The 20,390-nt window shown below is 64.1% G+C and carries 20 protein-coding genes; 9 read left to right on the top strand and 11 right to left on the bottom strand.

What is annotated here, in order from left to right; genetic code table 11:
• Positions 1-47 precede the first annotated feature (47 nt).
• Positions 48-1,076 carry an aromatic ring-hydroxylating oxygenase subunit alpha gene (locus tag QSJ95_RS07080; RefSeq protein ID WP_285641118.1) on the bottom strand — a complete coding sequence of 343 codons (1,029 nt, stop codon included), beginning with the start codon at positions 1,074-1,076 and terminating at the stop codon, positions 48-50.
• Between the two features lie 29 nt (positions 1,077-1,105).
• Positions 1,106-2,074, bottom strand: a complete 969-nt coding sequence (locus QSJ95_RS07085) for a Rieske 2Fe-2S domain-containing protein (protein ID WP_285641119.1) — start codon at positions 2,072-2,074, stop codon at positions 1,106-1,108.
• A gap of 375 nt (positions 2,075-2,449) precedes the next feature.
• Here QSJ95_RS07085 and QSJ95_RS07090 point away from each other — a divergent pair, with 375 nt between their 5' ends.
• The 3 genes from QSJ95_RS07090 to QSJ95_RS07100 are packed head-to-tail and all read left to right on the top strand — an operon-like array spanning position 2,450 to position 6,665.
• Positions 2,450-4,444, top strand: a complete 1,995-nt coding sequence (locus tag QSJ95_RS07090; RefSeq protein WP_285641121.1) for an acetoacetate--CoA ligase — start codon at positions 2,450-2,452, stop codon at positions 4,442-4,444.
• Between the two features lie 51 nt (positions 4,445-4,495).
• Positions 4,496-5,479 (top strand): flavin reductase, encoded by a 984-nt coding sequence (locus QSJ95_RS07095; RefSeq protein WP_285641123.1) that lies wholly within the window; start codon positions 4,496-4,498, stop codon positions 5,477-5,479.
• 1 nt (position 5,480) lies between these two features.
• Entirely contained in the window at positions 5,481-6,665 is a 1,185-nt protein-coding gene (locus QSJ95_RS07100; RefSeq protein ID WP_285641125.1) for an acetyl-CoA C-acyltransferase family protein, read from the top strand.
• A gap of 50 nt (positions 6,666-6,715) precedes the next feature.
• Here QSJ95_RS07100 and QSJ95_RS07105 read toward each other — a convergent pair whose 3' ends face one another.
• Entirely contained in the window at positions 6,716-7,486 is a 771-nt protein-coding gene (locus QSJ95_RS07105; RefSeq protein WP_285641127.1) for an SDR family oxidoreductase, read from the bottom strand.
• Positions 7,487-7,630: 144 nt separating this feature from the next.
• Between QSJ95_RS07105 and QSJ95_RS07110 the strand changes: the two genes are divergently transcribed.
• The 6 genes from QSJ95_RS07110 (at position 7,631) to QSJ95_RS07135 (ending at position 12,677) form a co-directional block, all read left to right on the top strand.
• Positions 7,631-8,365 (top strand): GntR family transcriptional regulator, encoded by a 735-nt coding sequence (locus QSJ95_RS07110; protein WP_285641129.1) that lies wholly within the window; start codon positions 7,631-7,633, stop codon positions 8,363-8,365.
• 268 nt (positions 8,366-8,633) lie between these two features.
• Complete coding sequence (locus QSJ95_RS07115) at positions 8,634-9,557, top strand: fumarylacetoacetate hydrolase family protein (protein WP_352230811.1); 924 nt, start codon at positions 8,634-8,636, stop codon at positions 9,555-9,557.
• A 59-nt stretch (positions 9,558-9,616) separates the two neighbouring features.
• Positions 9,617-10,561: a VOC family protein gene (locus tag QSJ95_RS07120; RefSeq protein ID WP_285641131.1), complete on the top strand. Its 945-nt coding sequence runs from the start codon at positions 9,617-9,619 to the stop codon at positions 10,559-10,561.
• Between the two features lie 40 nt (positions 10,562-10,601).
• The gene (locus QSJ95_RS07125; protein WP_285641133.1) at positions 10,602-11,051 is read left to right on the top strand and encodes an ester cyclase; all 450 of its coding nucleotides are present in this window, start codon (positions 10,602-10,604) and stop codon (positions 11,049-11,051) included.
• A 33-nt stretch (positions 11,052-11,084) separates the two neighbouring features.
• Positions 11,085-11,807 carry an alpha/beta fold hydrolase gene (locus QSJ95_RS07130; protein WP_285641134.1) on the top strand — a complete coding sequence of 241 codons (723 nt, stop codon included), beginning with the start codon at positions 11,085-11,087 and terminating at the stop codon, positions 11,805-11,807.
• A 66-nt stretch (positions 11,808-11,873) separates the two neighbouring features.
• Positions 11,874-12,677: an SDR family NAD(P)-dependent oxidoreductase gene (locus QSJ95_RS07135; protein ID WP_285641136.1), complete on the top strand. Its 804-nt coding sequence runs from the start codon at positions 11,874-11,876 to the stop codon at positions 12,675-12,677.
• Between the two features lie 51 nt (positions 12,678-12,728).
• On the opposite strand, the gene QSJ95_RS07140 is transcribed toward QSJ95_RS07135, so the two are convergent.
• The 8 genes from QSJ95_RS07140 to QSJ95_RS07175 form a co-directional block, all read right to left on the bottom strand.
• Complete coding sequence (locus tag QSJ95_RS07140) at positions 12,729-13,544, bottom strand: SDR family NAD(P)-dependent oxidoreductase (RefSeq protein WP_285641138.1); 816 nt, start codon at positions 13,542-13,544, stop codon at positions 12,729-12,731.
• A 68-nt stretch (positions 13,545-13,612) separates the two neighbouring features.
• Positions 13,613-14,836 (bottom strand): acyl-CoA dehydrogenase family protein, encoded by a 1,224-nt coding sequence (locus QSJ95_RS07145; protein WP_285641140.1) that lies wholly within the window; start codon positions 14,834-14,836, stop codon positions 13,613-13,615.
• A gap of 271 nt (positions 14,837-15,107) precedes the next feature.
• Positions 15,108-15,839 (bottom strand): TetR/AcrR family transcriptional regulator, encoded by a 732-nt coding sequence (locus QSJ95_RS07150; protein ID WP_285641142.1) that lies wholly within the window; start codon positions 15,837-15,839, stop codon positions 15,108-15,110.
• Between the two features lie 260 nt (positions 15,840-16,099).
• On the bottom strand, positions 16,100-16,906 hold the full coding sequence (locus QSJ95_RS07155; protein ID WP_285641144.1) for an SDR family NAD(P)-dependent oxidoreductase: 807 nt from the start codon (positions 16,904-16,906) through the stop codon (positions 16,100-16,102).
• Positions 16,903-17,730: an SDR family NAD(P)-dependent oxidoreductase gene (locus QSJ95_RS07160; RefSeq protein WP_285641146.1), complete on the bottom strand. Its 828-nt coding sequence runs from the start codon at positions 17,728-17,730 to the stop codon at positions 16,903-16,905. The genes QSJ95_RS07155 and QSJ95_RS07160 overlap by 4 nt, the downstream gene beginning before the upstream one ends.
• On the bottom strand, positions 17,731-18,627 hold the full coding sequence (locus QSJ95_RS07165) for an SDR family oxidoreductase (RefSeq protein ID WP_285641147.1): 897 nt from the start codon (positions 18,625-18,627) through the stop codon (positions 17,731-17,733).
• 25 nt (positions 18,628-18,652) lie between these two features.
• Positions 18,653-19,804, bottom strand: coding sequence for an NAD(P)/FAD-dependent oxidoreductase (locus tag QSJ95_RS07170; RefSeq protein ID WP_285641148.1), 1,152 nt, complete (start codon positions 19,802-19,804; stop codon positions 18,653-18,655).
• On the bottom strand, positions 19,804-20,355 hold the full coding sequence (locus tag QSJ95_RS07175; RefSeq protein WP_285641150.1) for a 3-phenylpropionate/cinnamic acid dioxygenase subunit beta: 552 nt from the start codon (positions 20,353-20,355) through the stop codon (positions 19,804-19,806). The genes QSJ95_RS07170 and QSJ95_RS07175 overlap by 1 nt, the downstream gene beginning before the upstream one ends.
• Between the last annotated feature and the right edge of the window lie 35 nt (positions 20,356-20,390).

Raw genomic sequence — 20,390 nt, forward strand, 5'->3', positions numbered from 1 at the left:
TTCGGCAAGGGTGGCCCACCTTGCGGCAGGCCGGGTTGAGGGATGACTCAGCGCATGCCGAGCAGTTCGCTGACGTCGCGGCCGGGGTCGCCGTCGGGCAGGTAGCTGTAGTCTCCGGCTGCCTGACGCTTGGCCAACTGCTGCATCAGGAAGCGGTAACGCATGCCGGGGCCGTCGAAGCGCGAGTGCAGGTCGCGGCGTTCGGTCGCCTCGGCGTAGCGCGGATTTTGCGGGCGGGTCATGAGGTTGTCCTGCCCGGAGACGATGTAGGACGACTGCGGCATGACCTGGCGGAAGAACCAGGGCGCCTCCACCAGGTTGAAGCTGAAGTCCAGGCGGCAGCGGTTCTTCGCCACCGGTACGCAGGGATGGAACAGCGGGACATCGAAGCCCGGACGGTAGCGACCGTAGGCCAGCGCCACGCGGCTGCGTAGGTGTACGTGGATCACTGCGCGTACATCCTGGACCTTCTCGCGGATGCCACCGAACAGGCGCATCACGGGGGCGGCGCTCTTGTTTTTCACGGTGCGGATCATGGTCACGGTCTCGGAGGTGGATTCCACCGTGACTTCATCACTTTCCGATACCTCGTTGCCGACGACGTTGGCGTGGAGGAAGTCGGCGTGGGTGAGGTCAATCAGGTTCTCCAGGGACAGGTCCGAGCAGCAGTCAAAGCGGACCGTGCCGCTGAACCAGCTGGGCAGGCCTCCGTCGCGCGGCAGGAACGGCACATGGGGCACCAACGACTCGTCGGCGTTGGCTGGGTTGCCATACCAGGCCCAGACGTAGCCGTAGCGTTCCAGTGCTGGATAGCGGCCGCTGCCAGCGGTGAATTCGCCGGCTTGGCCAGCAAGGCGCTGGAAGTCGCGTGGGTGGAACTCCAGCACTTCCAGCTGTCCTCGCGGGCGCCATAGGTAATAGGGCTGGGAGTGGACGAAGCGACGGATCGGCTTGTCCGTCACATGGCGGCTCAGGGCCACCGGGAACCAGGCATCACGCAGGGCGTATTCGCCCGGCTGCCAATCACGCAGGAGAATCCTGCCTTCGTCGCTGCTCGACTCGAGAATTGCGTTCATCGACTGACCTCCTCGGCCAGGTAGGTGGCTCAGCTGGCCAGTTGTTCGGCGCTGCTGACGATCAGTTGAGGGGCACGCAGGACGCGGGAAGGACCTTCCAGCAACTGGCCCAGGGCGCTGCCATCGACATGGGGCAGCGGCTCGATCGGTCCGTAGTGGAAGCGTTCCAGGACACGAGCCAGCCGAACCCGCCAGCCTGCGGCGGCATGTCTCCGGCTGCGCCAGCGCAGCGCCGTGGTGCCTCGCGCACCCGGGGCGCTGGCGAGTATCGCGGAGGCCAGGAGTTCCTCGTCCTGATTCAGCACTTCGACCTGGCACAGACCGTTGGCCGGTGTCACCGATACCTTGAGGATCAGCGGGTAGTCGCGGACGAAGCGCGCCGGCAGGGTGGGGCCGGCCCACATCATGCCGCGCTCGCTGACCCAGCAGCCGTTGCGCCACTTGGGATCGCCAAGCAGGTGATCGGTGATGCGCATGCCGGTCAGACGCAGGATGACCTCCGGGCCGTCGAGCAGGGCGGCGGCGAACTGTTCGTGGTTCAGGCTGAGGCTGAGGCTGCCATGGGCGTCGTCGCTGGCACCGAAGGGCAGGGCGGCGGGCTCGGCGCTCGGCGCCTGACCGTTCCCCGCGACCCAGACGTACACCAGTCCGTCACGCTCGCAGACCGGATAAGGCTCGACTTTGTGCTTGGGCGGCACGCGCTCATCGGCGGATAGGTTGGGGATCTGCACGCACTGGCCGCTGGAGCCGTCGAAGGTCCAGCCGTGATAGCCGCACTGCAGCGTGCCCTCGGCGCGGATGCGCCCCAGCGAAAGCGGGGCGCGTCGATGCGGGCAGCGATCCTCGAGGGCGCGTACCTGGCCCGCGGCGTCGCGGAACAGGACTATTTCATGCTGGCCGCAGCGTACCGCCAGGGGCTTTTTCCCGCTCACTTCCTCACTCAGCGCCAGTGCCCACCAGTTGGCGGTCGTCCCAGCGAGGGGAGACGTAATGCTCATGTCGACCTCTCGGATGCCCTTCGGGCTTTTGTTGTTTTGGCCGAAACTAGGTCTAAATTTGACAGCTGTCAAATTAATCTCGCTGCCCTTGGCTCGAGCGAGCCGGACCCGCGCACTGGCTATCTTTTCCGATAGGTGCCGGCCGGCTGGCGCGCCGCCAAGCTGACCCCATGCAACGACGGCGACAGCGTTGGTGCGTATGGGAAAGACAGTGAGCCAGCCGGCAGTGTTACTCCCCAGGTGTATCCGCATCGGCTTCCAATGCCTTTGTGCCGGTGTGTTGCCGAAGACGTCGCCATCGACCGCCCGCTGACTTATGCCAGCGCGTCCCTGGCTGGCCCCTTCGGCCGGACGCGATCATCACGGAGTAGCCTGATGCAACGACCCAGCAAGCAGTTCACCGATGGCCCGCTGTGGGCACCTTCCGAGGAGCGCCTGGCACGCAGCCGACTGGCCGCTTTCAGCGCTCGCGCCGAGGCCCTGGGAGCGCCCCGTGGTGGCGATTTCCATGCCTTGCAGCGGTGGTCGGTTGAACAGGCCGAGACCTTCTGGAGCGAACTCTGGAATTTCTGCGGGGTAATCGGCGAGCGGGGCGAGCGCGTTCTTCTCGACGCTGAGCGGATGCCCGGCGCGCGCTGGTTTCCCGACGCGCGACTGAACTTCGCCGAGAACCTGCTGCGCGAGGGGGAGAACCCGGAGGCGCTGGTGTTCTGGGGCGAGGACAAGGTCAAGCGGCGCATGAGCCGCGCTCAACTGCGCCTGGCCGTACAGCAACTGGCCGGTGGCCTGCGCAAGCTGGGCATCCAGCCTGGCGACCGTGTCGCCGCCTACCTGCCGAACGTGCCCGAAACGCTTATCGCCATGCTTGCGGCGGCCAGCCTCGGAGCGATCTTCACTTCGGCTTCTCCGGACTTCGGCCCGCAGGGTGTGCTTGACCGTTTCGGTCAGTGCCAGCCACGGGTGCTGCTGGTCTGCGACGGGTACTGGTACAACGGCAAGGCCGTGGATTGCCTGGGCAAGCTCGGTGAAATAGTCGCCGGTCTGCCAAGCGTCGAGCTGACATTGCTGGTCCCCTACCTGGGCACGCCCCACGATGCCGCGGTATTGGGGATTCCCGCTGCACGCGACTTCGACGACTTCCTGGCCGAGCACGCCGACGCCGGCCCCCTGCAGTTCCAGCGCCTGGCCTTCGATCATCCGCTGTATATCCTCTACTCCTCGGGAACCACCGGGGTGCCCAAGTGCATCGTCCATGGTGTCGGCGGCACCCTGTTGCAGCACCTCAAGGAACACTATCTGCAGTGGGGCATCGATGCCGGCGACCGGCTGTTCTACTTCACCACCTGTGGCTGGACCATGTGGAACTGCCTGGTCAGCGCCTTGGCCTCCGATGTCACGCTGATGCTCTACGATGGCAGCCCCTTCGTCGCCGACGGCAGGGTGCTCTGGGAGTACGCCCAGGCCGAGCGCATCACGCATTTCGGCACCTCCGCCAAGTTCATCGACGCCCAGGCGAAAGCCGGGCTGCACCCGGGGCGCGACTACGACCTGGGGGCGCTGCGGGTGCTGCTCTCGACTGGCAGCCCGTTGTCGCCGGAAGGATTCGACTACGTCTATGCGTCGATCGGCTCCGATTTGCAGCTGTCGTCGATCTCCGGCGGCACGGACATCGTCAGCGCCTTTGTCGGCGCGGCGCCGAGCCTGCCGGTCTGGCGTGGCGAGATCCAGGCCGCCGGGCTGGGCATGGCCGTCGAGGTATGGGACGAGGAGGGGCGGCCGGTCCGCCAGCAAAAAGGCGAGCTGGTCTGCGTCAAGAGCTTCCCGTGCATGCCGGTCGGTTTCTGGAACGACGCCGATGGCAGCAAGTACCGCGCCGCCTATTTCGAACGATTCCCGGGGGTCTGGTGCCATGGCGATTTCTGCGAAATCACCGAGCACGGCGGCTGGGTGGTCTATGGGCGCTCCGACGCGACCCTGAACCCTGGCGGCGTGCGCATTGGCACCGCGGAAATCTACCGCCAGGTCGAGAAGCTGCCGGAGGTGCTGGAGTCGATTGTCATCGGCCAGGCGTGGCCGCCGGAGGCGCCCAGCGATGTGCGCGTGGTGCTGTTCGTGCGCCTGCAGGACGGTGTCGAACTGGACGAGGCGCTGGTGCAGCGCATCCGCCAGACGGTGCGCGAAAACACCACGCCACGCCATGTGCCGGCCAGGGTTCTGCAGGTTGCCGATATTCCGCGAACCAAGAGCGGCAAGATCGTCGAGCTGGCGGTGCGCAACGTGGTGCATGGCGAGCCGGTGAAGAATATTGAGGCGTTGGCCAACCCGCAGGCGCTGGAACTGTTCCGCAACCGCCCGGAGCTGGTTGGCTAAGGGCATACGAACGCCGCCTGTCGGCGGTAAGACTGATTCACGGGAGCTTGTATGGATAACGCCCGCTTCGACCCGAAAGAGTTCCGCAGGACTCTGGGCACCTTCACCACAGGGGTGACCATCATCACCACCCGGGCCGCCGATGGCACGCCCATCGGCCTGACCGCCAACAGCTTCAATTCGGTGTCGCTGGACCCGCCTATGGTGCTCTGGAGCCTGGCCAAGACCTCGCGCAGCCTGGAGGCCTTCACCTGCGCCGAGCATTGGGCGGTGCACATTCTTTCGGTGGACCAGCAGCCGTTGTCCGATCGCTTCGCCAAGAGCAGCGAGGACAAGTTCGCCGGGGTCGAGGTGCAGGCGGGTATCGCTGACCTGCCGCTGCTCCTGGGCTGCTCGTCGCGCCTGCAGTGCAAGACGCTGTTCCAGTACGAGGGCGGCGATCACATAATTTTCGTCGGCGAGGTGCTCGATTTCGATCGCAACGAGGTCCCGCCCCTGGTGTTCCATGCCGGCGGTTACGCAGTGGCCGCGCGCAAGTTCGGCCAGCCACCGGTATCCAGTGTCGGCCAGGGGGTGGAGGTCGGCGACGACTTCCTCGGTTTCCTCCTGCCCCGGGCGCACTACCAGATCTATGCGCGCTCGCGTCAGGAGCACCTGCGCCACGGGCTGTCCGAGGCGGAGTTCTTCGTGATGGTCAGCCTGATCGGCCGTGATGGCCGCAGCCAGTTGGATATCGAGCAGATGTTCTCGCTCACCGGGCACCACATCACCGATGAGGTCGTGCGTGGCCTGGAGACGCTGGAGCTGGTGACCGCCGACGGCGAGGCACTGCATCTGAGCGACAAGGGGCGGGAGTTGACGGTGCAGATAATCGCGGGACTCAAGGCCATCGAATCCGACATCCTCACCCGGTTCGGCGAGTGGGATGCGGTGGCACTGAAGATGTTGCTCAAGCAACTTGTGCAGATTACTGACATCGGCCTGCCGCGCATGTGGGACTCGGGTTGCCCGGGCCTCGATGGCAAGGAGCACTGAGATGGCAGTGAAGGAGATTCTTGTCGTCGGAACCGCTCGGACCGCCATCGGCAGCTTCGGTGGAGCGCTCAAGGACGTGCCGCCGACCACGCTGGGCGCCACCGTCGTACGCGCGGCGTTGCAGCGTGCCGGGGTAGCCGCCGAGCGCGTGGGCCACGTGGTGATGGGGAATGTGATTCCTACCGAGCCGCGCGACTCCTACCTGAGCCGCGTTGCCGCGATGGACGCGGGCATTCCCCAGGAGGTTCCCGCGTTCAATGTGAATCGCCTGTGCGGCTCGGGCCTGCAGGCGATCGTCTCGGCGGCCCAGAGCATCGCGCTGGGAGACTGCGAGGTGGCGGTCGCCGGTGGCGCGGAGTCGATGAGCCGTGGCCCCTTCATCCTGCCGAGCGCCCGCTGGGGCGCGCGCCTGGGCGATGGGGCGATGGTCGACTACATGAATGGCGTGCTGCATGACCCTTGGCAGGGTTTCCACATGGGCATCACCGCGGAGAATGTCGCCGAGCGCTATTCCATCGATCGGCAGGTGCAGGATGCCCTGGCACTGGAGAGCCAGCGGCGCGCCGCCCGGGCGATTGCCGAGGGGCGTTTCAGGGAGCAGATCGTCTCGGTCGAACTGGCGACCCGCAAAGGGCCACAGTCTTTCGATACCGACGAGCACGTGCGTGGCGAGGTGACTGCCGAGCAACTGGCGAAGATGAAGGCGGTGTTCAAGCCCGCTGGCAGCATCACGCCCGGCAATGCTTCGGGAATCAACGATGGCGCGGCGGCTCTGGTCCTGGCCGAGGCCGCCTATGCAGGGCGCGAGGGCCTGACGCCGATGGCGCGCCTGGTGGGCTATGCCCACGCCGGGGTGGACCCGGCCTACATGGGGATCGGTCCTGTTCCGGCGACTCGCCTGCTGCTGCAGCGCACGGGGCTGAGTGTCAGCGACCTCGATGTGATCGAGGCGAACGAAGCCTTCGCCGCCCAGGCCTGCGCGGTGATCCAGGAACTGGAGTTGGACCCGGCCAGGGTCAATCCGAACGGATCGGGCATCTCCCTTGGGCACCCGGTCGGCGCCACGGGCGCGATCATTGCCATCAAGGCGATTCACGAGTTGCGGCGCATCGGCGGGCGCTACGCGCTGGTGACCCTGTGCATCGGTGGTGGACAGGGGATCGCGGCGATCTTCGAGCGCTTGTAGTGCGTTGATTCCGGTAGCGGAAACGGGGCCGTCGACGGCCCCGTTTGCGTTTACAGGGTTCCGTAGATGCCGCCATCCACCGGGATCAACGAGCCGGTGACATAGGCGCCGGCGCGCGAGCTGAGGTAGATAACCGTACCGGCGATATCCTGCTCATCGCCGAAGCGGCCTCGCGGTACCTGCTTGCACAGCGCGGCACGGGCTTCGGCCGGAGCGCTCTCGGTGAGTTTGGACGGGAAAGGGCCGGGGGCGATGGCGTTGACGGTGATGTTCTCGCTGCCAAGACGCTTGGCCAGGGCGCGGGTCAGGTGATGCAGGCCCGCCTTGGACGCCACATAGGCATAGTTCTCGCGGCCGGAAATGCGCAGGCCGCCGATCGAACCGATGTTCACTATGCGCGCCGGATCTTCCGCGGTGGCTGCCTCGCGCAGCAGCGGCAGCAGCCTCTGGACCAGGAAGAACGGCGATTTCAGGTTGAGGTCGAGGACTGAGTCCCAGTCTGCCTCGCTGAAGGTTTCCAGCGGCGCTTCGGACAACGCGCCGGCATTGTTGACCAGGATGTCCAGGCGCGTCTCACGCTGGCCCAGCGCCTGGGCCAGCTCGCCAATTCCCTGTAGCGACGAGAGGTCACAGGGCAGGGCGAAGCATTCGCCCAGCCGAGACAGCTCCTTGGCGACCGCCTGGCAGCGCGCCGCGTCGCGGGACACGATGTAGGTCCGCGCACCGTTCTCCACCAGCCCCTGGGCGATCATGCGCCCGATACCGCCGGAACCGCCGCTGACCAGGGCGATCTTGCCCTTTACCGAAAAGAGATTTTTCATGCGATTATCTTCTTGTGATTGTCGTTGTCACCCACTGGCAGGTGGGTCGCCCGAGGATAGTAACGTCGAATCCTTCAAATAAAGTATCTTTTAATTAAAATAGTCTCTATTTTGTGGGCAACCATTGTAGTTGTCGAGGTGTCGATGGCGATTGAGCAGCAAAGCTTGACCCAGGAAGTCTATGAGCGCTTGCGCTCGGACCTGATTACCTGCCGCTTGCAACCTGGCATGCGGTTGAAGATCAACGACCTGTGCGAGCCCCTTGGGGTGAGCAAGGGCGCTGTGCGCGAGGCCCTGTCGCGGCTGAGCTCCGAAGGTTTCGTGGTAGTCGAGCCGCAGAAAGGCTTCAGCGTCGCCCCGATCTCGTCGGAAGACCTGAAGCACCTGACGGAAATACGCAGCGATATCGAGGCGATGTGCTTGCGCCGCTCCATAGAGTTGGGCGACGTGGCCTGGGAGTCGGCGCTGGTTGCGGCGTACCACCAGATGTCGCGGACCCCCGAGCGCGAAGAGGCTGATTCCGACCGCCTCACCGAAGCCTTCTCCGAGGTCCATCGGCATTACCACGAGGCGTTGGTGGCGGCCTGCGACAACCCTTGGCTGTTGCGCATCCGCGCCATGCTGTACGCGCAGTCCGAGCGTTATCGGTTGCTGTCTTTGCCGCTGGCCAAGACTCGCCGCAATACCGACAAGGAACATCGGGCGATTCTCGATGCCGCGCTGGCGCGTGATGCCGACCAGGCCATTGAGCTGATCAAGCAGCATCTGCAGCGCACCTCCCAGATTCTGCTGGATGCGCTGGACAAGCACCCCCCACTGAATGCTGAGACCGGCTCCCGGCGCAAAAGCAGCAAGACCCAACCCGCCAGCATGGACTGAGCAGGGCGCCGCTTCTCTCGATCGCCGGGTCCTTGGACCCGGCTTCCGCACGTCCGATTTTTCCTGCCCCCATCACTTCCCTCCCGCCTCGATAGCGGCCTTTCGGCTGCCTGTTCCGGCCATGATCTTGATCGTAGCGATCGTGAACCGATTGAGCAAAAGATGTTTTTATTGTTCAATTGCGTTCGTGCCTGCCGCGCTCCCGTGCAGTGGCCACCGGAGCGGTTCGATTCGTCTCTGTGGTGACTTTCATAAAAAGTAGTTTTTATTGACAAAAGAATCTTTTGAAGAAAAGATCGGCTCAACACAACAACAAGTGAGTCCAGCAACCATGCGCTTTCTTGCATTCGAGGCCGATGGCCGCAAAGGGGTGGCCGTAGCCAACCCACAGGGAGACTTCTTCGGGCTGTCCAGCGACGATCCGGCCTGGCCGGGTGATCTCGACGACTTGCTCGCCGCCGGTGGTGAGGTGCTGCAGCAGGCTGGGCAGCGCTTGCTGGCGGGGCGCCGCGTGGACATCGAAACGGTGAAGGTGCTGCCGCCCGTGTCGCGTGCGCCGAAGATCATCTGCCTGGGCCTGAACTATGCGGCGCACGCCAAGGAGGGTGGGTTCGCGGTGCCGGACTACCCCACGCTGTTCGGTCGCTTCAATTCGAGCCTGGTCGGTCATGGCCAACCGGTCATCCGCCCCAAGGTATCCGACAAGTTCGACTTCGAGGGTGAGCTGGTCTTCGTGGTCGGCAAGGCTGGCCGGCATATCTCCCGCGAAGCCGCGCTCGAGCATGTCGCCGGCTACTCCATCTTCAACGACGTCTCGGTACGTGATTACCAGCTGAAAACCCCGCAGTGGACCATCGGCAAGAACTTCGACGGCACCGGTGCCTTCGGCCCGTACCTGGTGACTCCGGATGAACTTCCCGCGGGTGCTTCCGGCCTGCGTTTGCAGACCCGCCTCAATGGTCAGGTCATGCAGGAGGCGAAGACCGATGACCTGATCTTCGATGTGGCACGCGTCATCGAACTGCTCAGTGAAGCGCTGACGCTCGAGGTCGGCGATGTGGTGCTGATGGGCACGCCATCGGGAATCGGGCATGCCCGCACGCCGCCGGTGTACATGAAGCCTGGCGATGTCTGCGAGGTCGAGATCGAAGGCCTGGGCGTGCTCAGCAACACGGTGGCTGACGAGAAGTGAAAGCGGGCGGCCCGCGCCGCCCACCCCGAACGCGAGAACAATAACAAGAGGGCAGCGATATGCCTTACCCCCAGATCCTTCGGCGCCCTGGTCATCTCGGGGTCCATTCCATCGACCATTTCTGCCTGTCCGTGCCGGCCCTGGCGGAGGCCGAAGACTTCTACCAGGCCTTCGGTCTGGACGTTCGGCGTGCTGGAGGCGACCTCGAACTCTACTGCGAGGGCCACCCTCAGCGTTGGGGAAGAATTTGCGAGGGGCCACGCAAGCGCCTCGAGTACCTTTCCTTTGGCGCCTACGAGGAGGATTTGCCTGCATTCCGCAAGCGTTTCCAGGACTTGGGCGTGGCTGTTCTGCCGGCGCCACCGGGCAGTGACGGGGGCGGGCTCTGGCTGCGCGACCCTTCCGGCCTGCTGCTTGAGGTTCGTCCTGCCGAGCGTTGTGCGCCGACTGCCAAGTCGGTCTTCGACGCCCATTCCGCGGCCGCTGGCGAACGCGGCACCATGAGCCGCAGCCAGGCGCCTTCCGTGCATCCCAGACGTCTCGCCCATATCGCCATCTTCACCGATGACGTCGAGCGCTCGGTGAACTTCTATGCCGATGTGTTGGGGTTGCGCCTCTCCGATCGTTCGGCCGACATCGTTGCTTTCCTGCATGGCGCCCATGGCAGCGAGCACCACTTGCTGGCCCTGGTGAAGTCGGGCGGCCCTGGCCTGCACCACAGCAGCTGGGATGTCGGCTCGGTCCAGGACATCGGTCTGGGCTCCAAGCAGATGAGCGAACGTGGTTACACCCGTGCCTGGGGGCTTGGCCGGCATGTGCTGGGCGCCAACTACTTCTACTACGTGCGCGATCCGTGGGGCAGCCATGCCGAGTATTCCGCGGACATGGATTACATCCCGGTGGATCTCGACTGGCAGGGCACCGACCAGCCAGTCGAGGACGCCATGTACCTGTGGGGGCCGGATGTTCCGGAAGATTTCGTGACCAACTTCGAGCTGGTCTGAACCACCAAGGGCACATCGCGTGCCTTGCAAGGAGACTCCGATGTCAGAACAAGAACGTAACAAACAAGCCTGGATCGACCTGCAGGAAACCCTCAACCGTGGCGATTTCGATGCCATGGATGCCTTCTTCCATCCCGACTTCGAATACATCAATCCGTCGCGCCCGGACCTCCGTGGCTTCCAGGCCTGGAAGCAATCGCCGATGGCCAACTACAAGACCTTTCCGCCGTGCCGCTACTCGGTGAAGGACATAGTCGCCGAGGGCGACAAGGTCTGGTCGTACAACCATCACTACGGCAAGCACACCGGCGGCCCGTACATGGGCGTGCCACCCAGCGGTGCAGAGATCAACGTTGAGTGGTTCTCGATCATCACCTTCAAGGACGGCAAGATCCTGAGCATCTTCAGCATCGCCGACGTGCTCGGCATGCTCATCCAGATCGGTGCCATAGACAAGGCAACGCTGCCGACCAACAACCCCAACCGTTGAATCCCGCGTTCCTTACCGTTGCGAGGTCAAGTCATGTCCACTTTCGTACTGCTTCACGGTGGCGCCGCCGGCGCCTGGTTCTGGAACCCTGTGCGCGATCTGCTGCGCCAGCGCGGCCACTCGGTCACCAACGTGACCTTCACCGGTTTCGCCGAGCGCCGCCACCTCAACAGCAAGGATGTCAACCAGGACGTCCATGTCGCCGACGTGGTCAACACGCTGTTCTTCGAGGACATCGAGGACGCGGTGCTGGTCGGCCATAGCTACTCCGGCTCGGTCATTCCCGGCGTGCTCAAGGCGGCGCCGCAGCGCATCCGCAAGGCGGTGTTCTTCGATGCGTTGGTGTGCCGTACCGGCGAGTCGGTGTCCGAGGCCATGGGCTTCATGACGCGCGAACAGTGTGAGGCTACTGTCGCAGCCTTGCAGCGCGGCGAAGCCTCGATCTATTCCGGGGTGGCCGAGATGCAGCGCGAGATGGCCAAGACCGAGCCGTTCCTGATGAGCGCCGAACGCCAGCAGTGGATGCTCGACCACCTCTCGGAAATGCCGACCCGCGCGAATGTCAGTCCGGTAGCGGTGGGGGCGGAAGCGGTCAGCCTGCCGGTGGAGTACATCGCCTGTACCCAGACCATCATGGTTTCCCAGCACGCCCGGGCGCGCCAGCTGGACTGGCCGATTCACGTGATGGAAGGCGACCATGCGGTGATGGTCGGCGAGCCCGAGGCCACAGTGGAACTGCTTGAACGTCTCGCCTGATGGGTAAACCAGGCCGGCCTAGCGCCGGCCTTTTTCATGGTTAACGAAGAACAAGAAGAGGGCAGCATGGATCTGGAAATCGCAGGCAAGGTGGCGCTGGTCACCGGTGGCAGCAAGGGCATAGGCCGCAGCATCAGCCTGGAAATGGCCGATAACGGCTGCAAGGTCATCGTCGTCGCACGGGAACAGAAGGCGATCGACGAAACCCTGGAGCTGATTCGCGCCAAGGGAGGGACGGCGATCGGCATTTCCGCCGATCTGACGGTGCTGGAGAACTACCAGCACGTCGTCGACCAGGCCACCCGCGAGCTGGGCGCACCGGATATCGCGATCTTCAACCTGGTGGCGCCGAAGCCCGGGCATTTCGACGACCTGACTCAGGCTGACTTCGACTATGCCTATCACATCGTGGTCAGTTGCTTCGCCGCGCTGGTGCGGGCAGTCACCCCGGCGATGAAGGAAAAACGTTGGGGGCGCATCGTCACAGTCGGTTCGGGTACCGCCAAGCAGCCGGTGCGCTCCAGCGCGGGATTCTCCTACGTGCTGGCAAACACCCACCGCATCGCGGCGGTCGGCTTGACCAAGACGCTGGCTGCGGACCTCGGCCCCTACGGTATCGCCCTGAACACCATCGGCTGTGGATCGGTGGAGACCGAGCAGTTCAAGGACTGGATGCAACTGCGGGCGACCGAGAACGGCATCACCTACGAGCAGATGGTGGAGCGCTGGTGCTACCAGCGTATTCCCCTGAGCCGGCTGGGGAAACCGTCGGACCTGGCTGCGCTTTGTGCGCTGCTCAGCTCCAATCGCCTGTTCACCAGTGGCGAGACCATCCTCTGTGACGGCGGCCAGGTCGAGTCGATGCTTTGATCGAATGCCCCGCCAGCCTCAAGGCAGAGGCTGGCGGGGCCCATATGCAGCTTAACCGTGCTGCATCTGCGCCATCAGCTGGCGTTCGCCCTGCAGGTGCGGGGAGTGGGCGAAGAAGCCGCCATCTACTGCATAGATCTGTCCGGTGATCCAGGACGAGCGTCCCGAGGCGAGGAAGACCACCATCTCGGCGATGTCGGCGCCGGTGCCCAGGCGGCGGATCAGCTTGTTCTCGACGATCATGTCCTGGAATGGCTTGGGCAGGCCCTCGGCGAGTTTCTCGGTCTGCACCAGGCCGACTGCGATGGCATTGCAGCGGATGCCTTGCTCCCCATACTGGGTGGCGATGTAGCGAGTCAGGGTCTGGATTGCGCCCTTGGAGCAGGCATAGGCGGTCTGGTACAGCTGCCCTGCGGTCGCGGTTCCTGAACTGATGTTGATGATCGAGCCACCGCCGGTCTCGAGCATGGCGCTGACCGCATGCTTGCACATCAGCATAGTGCCGCGCGCATTCACGGCGAACACGCTATCCCAAACGTCTTGGCTCATCGACAGCAGGTCGCTGTCTTGCGGCAGTCCCTGCAGGGCGGCGTTATTGTCGAGAATGTCGACACGGCCGAACTTGTCGAGGGTGAAGGCATAGAGCGCCTTGACGCTGTCTTCGTTGGAGATGTCGAGATTGAAGCCTTCGACGGTGCCCCATTCGCGGGCCTGGGCGAGGGCTTCGTCCAGCGAGGTACGGGCATTGGCGGCCAACACCACGTTGGCGCCTGCGGCGGCCAAGTGCTTGACGGTCTCCAGGCCGATACCGCGCACCGCGCCGGTGACGATGGCTGTCTTGCCCTGGAGTTCAGTGGATTTCTGCATGGTGGCTTCCCTGGAATTGTCGTTGTTCGGGAGGGGCGGGCATCCCGTTGGATGCTCGCCCGTGGCGTTCAGATGAAGTCCGGCGGGCTGATGTTCGGCTCGATCCCCAGCAGGTTCTTGCCGAAGATTTCGTAGCCGACGTAGGGCAGGTTGGCAGTATGCCGGGCGGCCACGTTGAAGTCCCGCCACAGGCGCGACAGCTCGTTGGCTTCGGCGAAGGCGCCGGAGCCGGCCAGGGTCATCAGCGAGTCAACTGCTTCGCTCAGCAGCTGCACGGTGAGGGAACCCACGCCCTTGCTCTGGGCACGTTCGGCCGGGGTCAGCGGGATACGGCTGAGGCCGACTCGGTCGATGGTGCCGGTTTCGTGTTCGACGAGAATGCGGGCGGCTTCGATCTTGGCGGCGGCGACACCGAAGTTGTGCTGTGCCGCTGCCGAATCGCTCTGCCGGGTGTAGCTGGTGTAGACGATAGGCTTCTTGCCGGCGGCGACCGTTACCTGCTCGAGGATGCTCTGGGCAACTCCTACCAGCACGCCGAAGGCGGTGGCGCGCAGGAACGGCATGAATGGCCAGTAGTCGCTCGGCTCGCCGACATGGCGTTTGCCCTCCGGATGCTTGCCCATGCCCAGTTCGGCCACCTTGAAGAAGCGCTCGGCCGGGACGAAGACGTCCTTGGCCACGCTGGTCTCCGATCCGGTTCCGCGCATGCCGGTCATGAACCAGGTGTCCTCGATGCTGATGGCATCCATCGGGATGTAGGCGAAGCCTCCGGGGACGACGCTACCGTCCGCCTTCTTGATGTTGCAGCCGAACTGACCCCACTGGGCATTGCGCGACCCGGAGCAGTAGCTCCAGCGGCCGGTGACCCGGTAGCCGCCTTCGACTTCCTCGGCAATGCCGGGTGGGCTGGCGACGCCACAGATGGTTGGGTGCTGCTGCTTGGTGCCGAAGATGGCTTCCTGCAGCTCATCAGGCCCCAGGCTGGCTACCCAGGTGGTGCCGTGGAGGATGGTATAGACCCAGCCTACGGCCGGATCGCCCTTGGCCAGTTCGAGGCCAACGCGTGCCATGGTGGTGGCCGAGGTGCCGGTGCCACCCCAGCGGCGCGGAGAGGCCATGGCCCAGAAACCGGCTTCGGTCAGCGCGGCAAAGGCTTCCTGGCTAATGCGGCGCTCCTTTTCATGACGTGGTGCGAACTCCCGCAGCAGGGGTCGCAGGGCGCGAGCACGGGCAATCAGCTCGGACTCCGCGTCGGCGTTGTACGCGTTGGCCGAAGGCTCATTCGTCGACATTGTTCTTATCCTCTGACGATGGGTAGATGGCTGCGCGATTCTTCGGTGAATCGTCGAGTCAAGCTAGCATTGAGCGAACATAATGGTCAACAAGTGCATAATGTGTTCAATTTGTTCGTTCGCTTTTCATGAGCAACAAGCTGCACTGATTTCCTGATGGAGGATCGTCTGTGTCGGTGAGAGGCAAGGAAGGCCGGGAAGTGCGGTAGAGAGGCGGTCGTGCAATAGGGGGAGCATACGGGCCGCCTGGTGGCGGCCTGTGATGGGGAGGTCACTTGGATGCGCGGGCGCGCTTCTTCGGTTTTTGCGGGGGGGTGACGCCGAGCATGGCGAAGGCTGTGGAAGCCAGCAGTGCCTTGAAGTTTTCCGCTGAGTCGTCAGGCGGCGGCAGAAGGAAGATGGAGATGTTCACCCGCAACAAGAGGTTCGACCAGATGAGTGGGTCGATGGTCTGGCCAGTCTGCTGCCGGACTTCAGCGAACAACGGCTTGAGCGCCTTGCTGACCTGTTCGGAGTAGTAGGGCAGTTGCCGCGCGAGGAATTCCAGGACGAACAGCGGCTCCACTTTCATCATGTGATCGCCTTTGGCTTCCCGGGAATAATCGGCCAGGAAGTTGAGTACGGCAGACAGGCGTTCATACGGGGCCTGGCCGTCCTCGCAGACTCCCTCCAGGCCTTCCACGAAGCGTTGCCTCACCCGTTGGGCGATGCCTTCGAGCACGGCTTCCTTGGTCGGGAAGTAGCGATACAGCGTTCCGCGGGCGACACCGGAAATGCGGCCTATATCGCTCATCGACAAATGTGTCAGGCCTTGTCGTGAAATGGCATCGAGCGTCGATTCGAGAATTCGGTTGATGCTCTGCTCAGGTCCACTTGAGCGCGCGCGGCGGGCGGGCTTGGCCGCCGGGGCGGCAGCCTTGACGGTGCGCGGGGCGGCAGGCTTGGCGCTTTCCTTGACGGCTGGGGCCGATTTCTTTCGAGTTGTTGCTTTCTTTTCCGTCATGTCTGGGGTCTGCATATAGGGGATTGAAGGGAGTCAGGACACGTTATGCAGCGCATGCTGTTGGACGTGGTATCGATCGAATGCGCTGCTCGAATCGCAACCGCGACAGGCGCATTCGCCACCATGCAAAGCGCCATCAACGAGTCGCCCCTCCGTAGAGAATATAAGGGCTTACGGTAACATATGAACAGATTGCGCAAAAAGTTAGCATTCGGTTCATTTAATTGACGGCTGACAATTTTTTCCGCCTGTGCTGTGGGTCATCCCCCAATCAGACGACGAAAATCAGCGTAGCTCGGGCTATGGCTGGTGAAGCCGCCATCCACTGCCAGTGTCTGGCCGGTAATGAAACGGCTGTCATCGCTTGCCAGGAACAAGGTGGCGTTGGCCACGTCGTCCGGCGTGCCGACCTCGGGGGTCAGGTGGCTTTGCAGCAGCAGGTCGAGCAGTTGCGCGGGCATTGCGGTCTTCAGCGCGTCGGTCATGATCACCCCAGGGGCCAGCGCATTGGCTCGAACTCCTTGTTTGCCGTACGCGGTGGCGATGTATTGCGTGGCCATGATCAGTCCCGCCTTAGAGGTGCCGTAGGCGGTGCGCGCCAGGTCACCGGCCAGCCCGGCAGCTGAGGCGATATTGATGATCGAACCTGCGCCTCGGGCGATCATGTGCGGCAGCACGTGCTTGCAGGTCAGCATGGCGCCACGCAGGTTGATGGCCAGGGTACGGTCCCAGACGGCCATGTCCATGTTGATGATGTCCAGGTCGCGGGCCATGTGCTGTGGATCGGTCGCTGCCGCACTGTTGACCAGCACATCGATGCGCCCGAATTGCTCCATCGCGGTACTGGCCAGTGCGGCGACCTGTTCCTCATGGAGGATGTCGGTGCACTGCGCGAGGGCGATGAAGCCGCGCAGGTTCAGGTCAGCGGCGACGCGCTGGGCGTCTTCGGCGCGATAGTCGACGATCATTATCCTCGCGCCTGTCCCGGCCAATCGGTGCGCAATACGCTCGCCGATCCCGTTGCCCCCACCGATCACCAGGGCCACCTTGTCATCCAGTCTGCTCATGATTGTTCTCCGTGGCCCGTGAGGGCATCCATCTCGGCAAGATTGTCTGGTCGGCTCTGATAGCGAGGCAGGTGCTGCCCGCCGTCCACATCGAGCGTCACACCGTTGACGTATCGCGCCAGGTCGCTGGCGAGGAACACCGCGGCTGGCGCGATGTCAGCATAGGGATCACCGACCCGTCCCAGGGGGTTGTTTGCTGCTGCTGCGGCGGCGAAGCCGGGGAACTCGCGCTCAAGCTTCTCGAACACGGTGCCGGCGGCAGCCGGGGCGATGAGGTTGGTCTGGATGTTGAATCGCCCCCACTCCACCGCCGCGCTGCGGCTGAGGGCCTGGATCGCCGCCTTAGTCGCGTTGTAGTCCGCGTGCAGCCAGGCCGCGGTGTCGACGTCGATAGAGTAGAAATTGATAATTCGGCCGCCACCGCGCGTTATCAGGTGTGGCAGCGCGCCGCGCATGAACCACCAGGTGGCCCAGAGCCCGGCACCCAGGGTACGCTCGAGCATGGCGTCGGTCTTGGCCTCCAGCAGCACGTTCGGGGATTCAGCCGCGGCGTTGTTGACCAGCACGTCGAGGCCGCCGAAGTGCTCCACCGTTCGTGCTATCGCGCGTTCCACCTGGGCTTTGTCGGAGACGTCGGTCTCGATGAACAGGACGCGCCCGGGGAAGCGGCGGTCGAGTTGCTTGGCAAGCTCCGTGCCATGCTCCTGGTCGATTTCGGCGATCGCCACCTTTGCGCCTTCTTCGACGAAGCGCCTGGCGATACCGGCGCCGATACCCTGGCCGCCACCGGTGACAATGGCGATCTTGTCCTTGAGCAGTTCCATTCAATGCACCTCCCCGGTAACCAGGCGCGCGTCCGCGACGCGTGCAGCGAATTGCCGGTAGTCCGTGGGCGGGCGCCCCAGCAAGGCTTCGAGCACGAACGCATTGCCGCCTGCGTAACCGAGCTCGTCGTGGTAGCGGCACATGCCCTTCACCGTTTCGATGCTCCAGTTCGGCGCACCGGCAGCGCGCATGGCGGCGGCCCACTCCTCGGGATCCTGGCGTCCCGTGCGCAGTGGTCTGCCCAGGGCGGCGCCAAGTGCCTCGGCCATCTGCGTGACCGAAATGCTATCGGCACTGCAAAGCTCGTAGGTGCCGCCGCGCAGACTGGAGTCGCTCGCGACCCGGGCGATTGCCTGGGCCAGGTCATGGGTATCGACCATCGTGTAGCGCTGCGCCGGGTCCCAGGGCCATTCGAAGACTCCCGCCTCGATCTTCGGCCAGATGTAGTCAAGGTTCTGCATGAACATCGCCGGCTGCAGCACACTGTAGGTCAGGCCCGAGCGGGCCAGCGCCTGTTCGACCAGCAGTTTGTTGCGGTGGTGGCGCAGCTCACCGATCAGCGAGTGGAAGCAGGAGACGAAGATCAGGTGTTCGAGGTTGGCGCGCTGGGCAGCGGCGATGACCTTGTAGCCGATTTCGTGTTCGTCTTCGGCGACCGCGGGTGGAATGTGCAGCAGCGTGCTGGCGCCTGCCAGGAGTCGGTCGAGATCCTGGCTGCTGCGAAAGTCGCCAAGCAGAGTTTCCTGTACGCCGCGGGAATCCAGCTTCTCCTGTGACTGGCGGCTGGAGGTCAGCACGCGCAACTGCAGGCCTTGGGCGAGCAAGGCGTCGATGGCCGGGAGGCCGACCAGCCCGGAGGCGCCGGTGATGGCGACGATCGAAGACCGCTTTTCCATGGTGTTCTCCTTTTATTGTTGTTGTTCAGGGAGCGAGGGGCAGGCCGACCTGGCGATCCATCTCCGCGCGCAAGGTGCTGTGGCTGCCCGCCAGTACGTAGCCGGTGAGGTGCCCGGCGGGATCGCGGAACAGCAGTTTCATGCCTTGATTGTCCTGCTCGACCGCCAGCCATTCGCCGCTGCTATCCGGCGTCGGTGGCAGCAGGGCGAGGGGATAGGCGCTGGTCTTGACGATGACCGACAGAGGGGGGAAGCGCATCGGTGTCGGCTGCTGCAGGATGGACGCGGCAATGGCCCGAGCGGCCGCCATGATTGGCGTTATATAAAGGCAGACTCCCTGGGGATACTCGGCGCAATCGCCGACAGCATAGATATGCGGGTCGGAGGTCTGCCCATAGGCGTTCACGCGAATGCCCCGGCCAACCGCCAGCCCCGCCCGGGCTGCCAGTTCGCTGCGTGGCCGAAGGCCCACAGCAGAGATTACCAGGTCGACGAGGATGCGCCGGCCGTCCTGCAGCTCCAGCTCGTAGCCGTCGGCATGCGCCCAGACAGCGCTTGCCGCCGCACCCAGGTGCCACTGCACGCCCTGCTCGGTCAACGCCCGCTGCAACGGCCTCGCTGCTTGCGTCGGCAGCAGCGCGCCGAGCGGCGTGGGTAGCGGGTCGACGACGCTGACCTGGTAGCCGCTTGCCGAGAGGTCATTGGCGAATTCACAGCCGATCAGCCCCGCACCGATGATGCCGACATGGAGTTTGCCTTCCAGCTGCTGGCGAAACTGCTGGTAATCGTCCAGGTCATTGATCGACAGCACCGCGTCTGCCGCGTCGCCCTGCAATGCCAGTCGCACGGGCTGGCCGCCCAGGGCGAGAATCAGCGAGGAGTAACGCAATTCGCCGGCATCGGTATGCAGCGTGCAACTGCGCGGGTCGATGCGTTCGACGCGCGTCCGGGGGTGGAGAGCGAAGCCATGCTGCTCGGCCATCTTCTCCGCTGACGATCCCACCAGTTGCGCAGCGCTCTTGCCCTTGGCGAGTGCGGTGGAAAGCATCGGCTTGGAGTAGAAGTCGCCGCTGTCGGCGGCGACCAGGGTCAGCGGCGCTTCGCCGTCGAGCTTGCGCAGCTCGCGCAGAACGCCGTAACCGGCCAGTCCGGCGCCCACTACGATGATCGGCTCCATCAGAGGAATACCGCGAGGTTGGCCATTCCGAGCACCGCCTGGTCGAGGATGATCTCGCGGCGGGCCAGCTTGAACGTGTCATCCTGGCCGCGCAGCACGTCGTGCCGCTCACCGGTGAGCACTTCGTAATGGGCGTCTTCGTAGCGGCTTCGCGACAACTGGATATAGCTGATCGCCCGGTATTCGCCGGGTACCTCGGTGGAGAACACGCGCAGGTTGCTGATGAAGCGCCGAGTGCGTGAAATCGGGTTCTCGGCCCAGGCGCTCTTGGTATTGAACAGGCGCAGCACGCGCGCGCTTATCGAGCCGTAGCCATCGGCGAAATGAGCCGTGCGGCGATCGATGGTCGGCGTCTTGTCCGTGAGCATGCGGGTGTTACGGATCGGTGCGCTGTAGCTGAGGTCTTCGCTCAGGCAGCCGAGCCACTGCATGAGCTGGAAATTGTCCAGTAAGGCGGCTTCGTCGATCAAGAATTCGTGGATGCGGTTGTACAAATCCGAACCGGTGGCGATGCGCTTGCCAAGCGAGTCGGGGGAGTTGAGGTCAGTCATGGACAGGGCTCCGTACAGGAAGGGGCGCGTGGCGA

Source organism: Pseudomonas sp. NBRC 100443 (assembly GCF_030268185.1).
Classification (GTDB): Bacteria; Pseudomonadota; Gammaproteobacteria; order Pseudomonadales; family Pseudomonadaceae; genus Pseudomonas; species Pseudomonas citronellolis.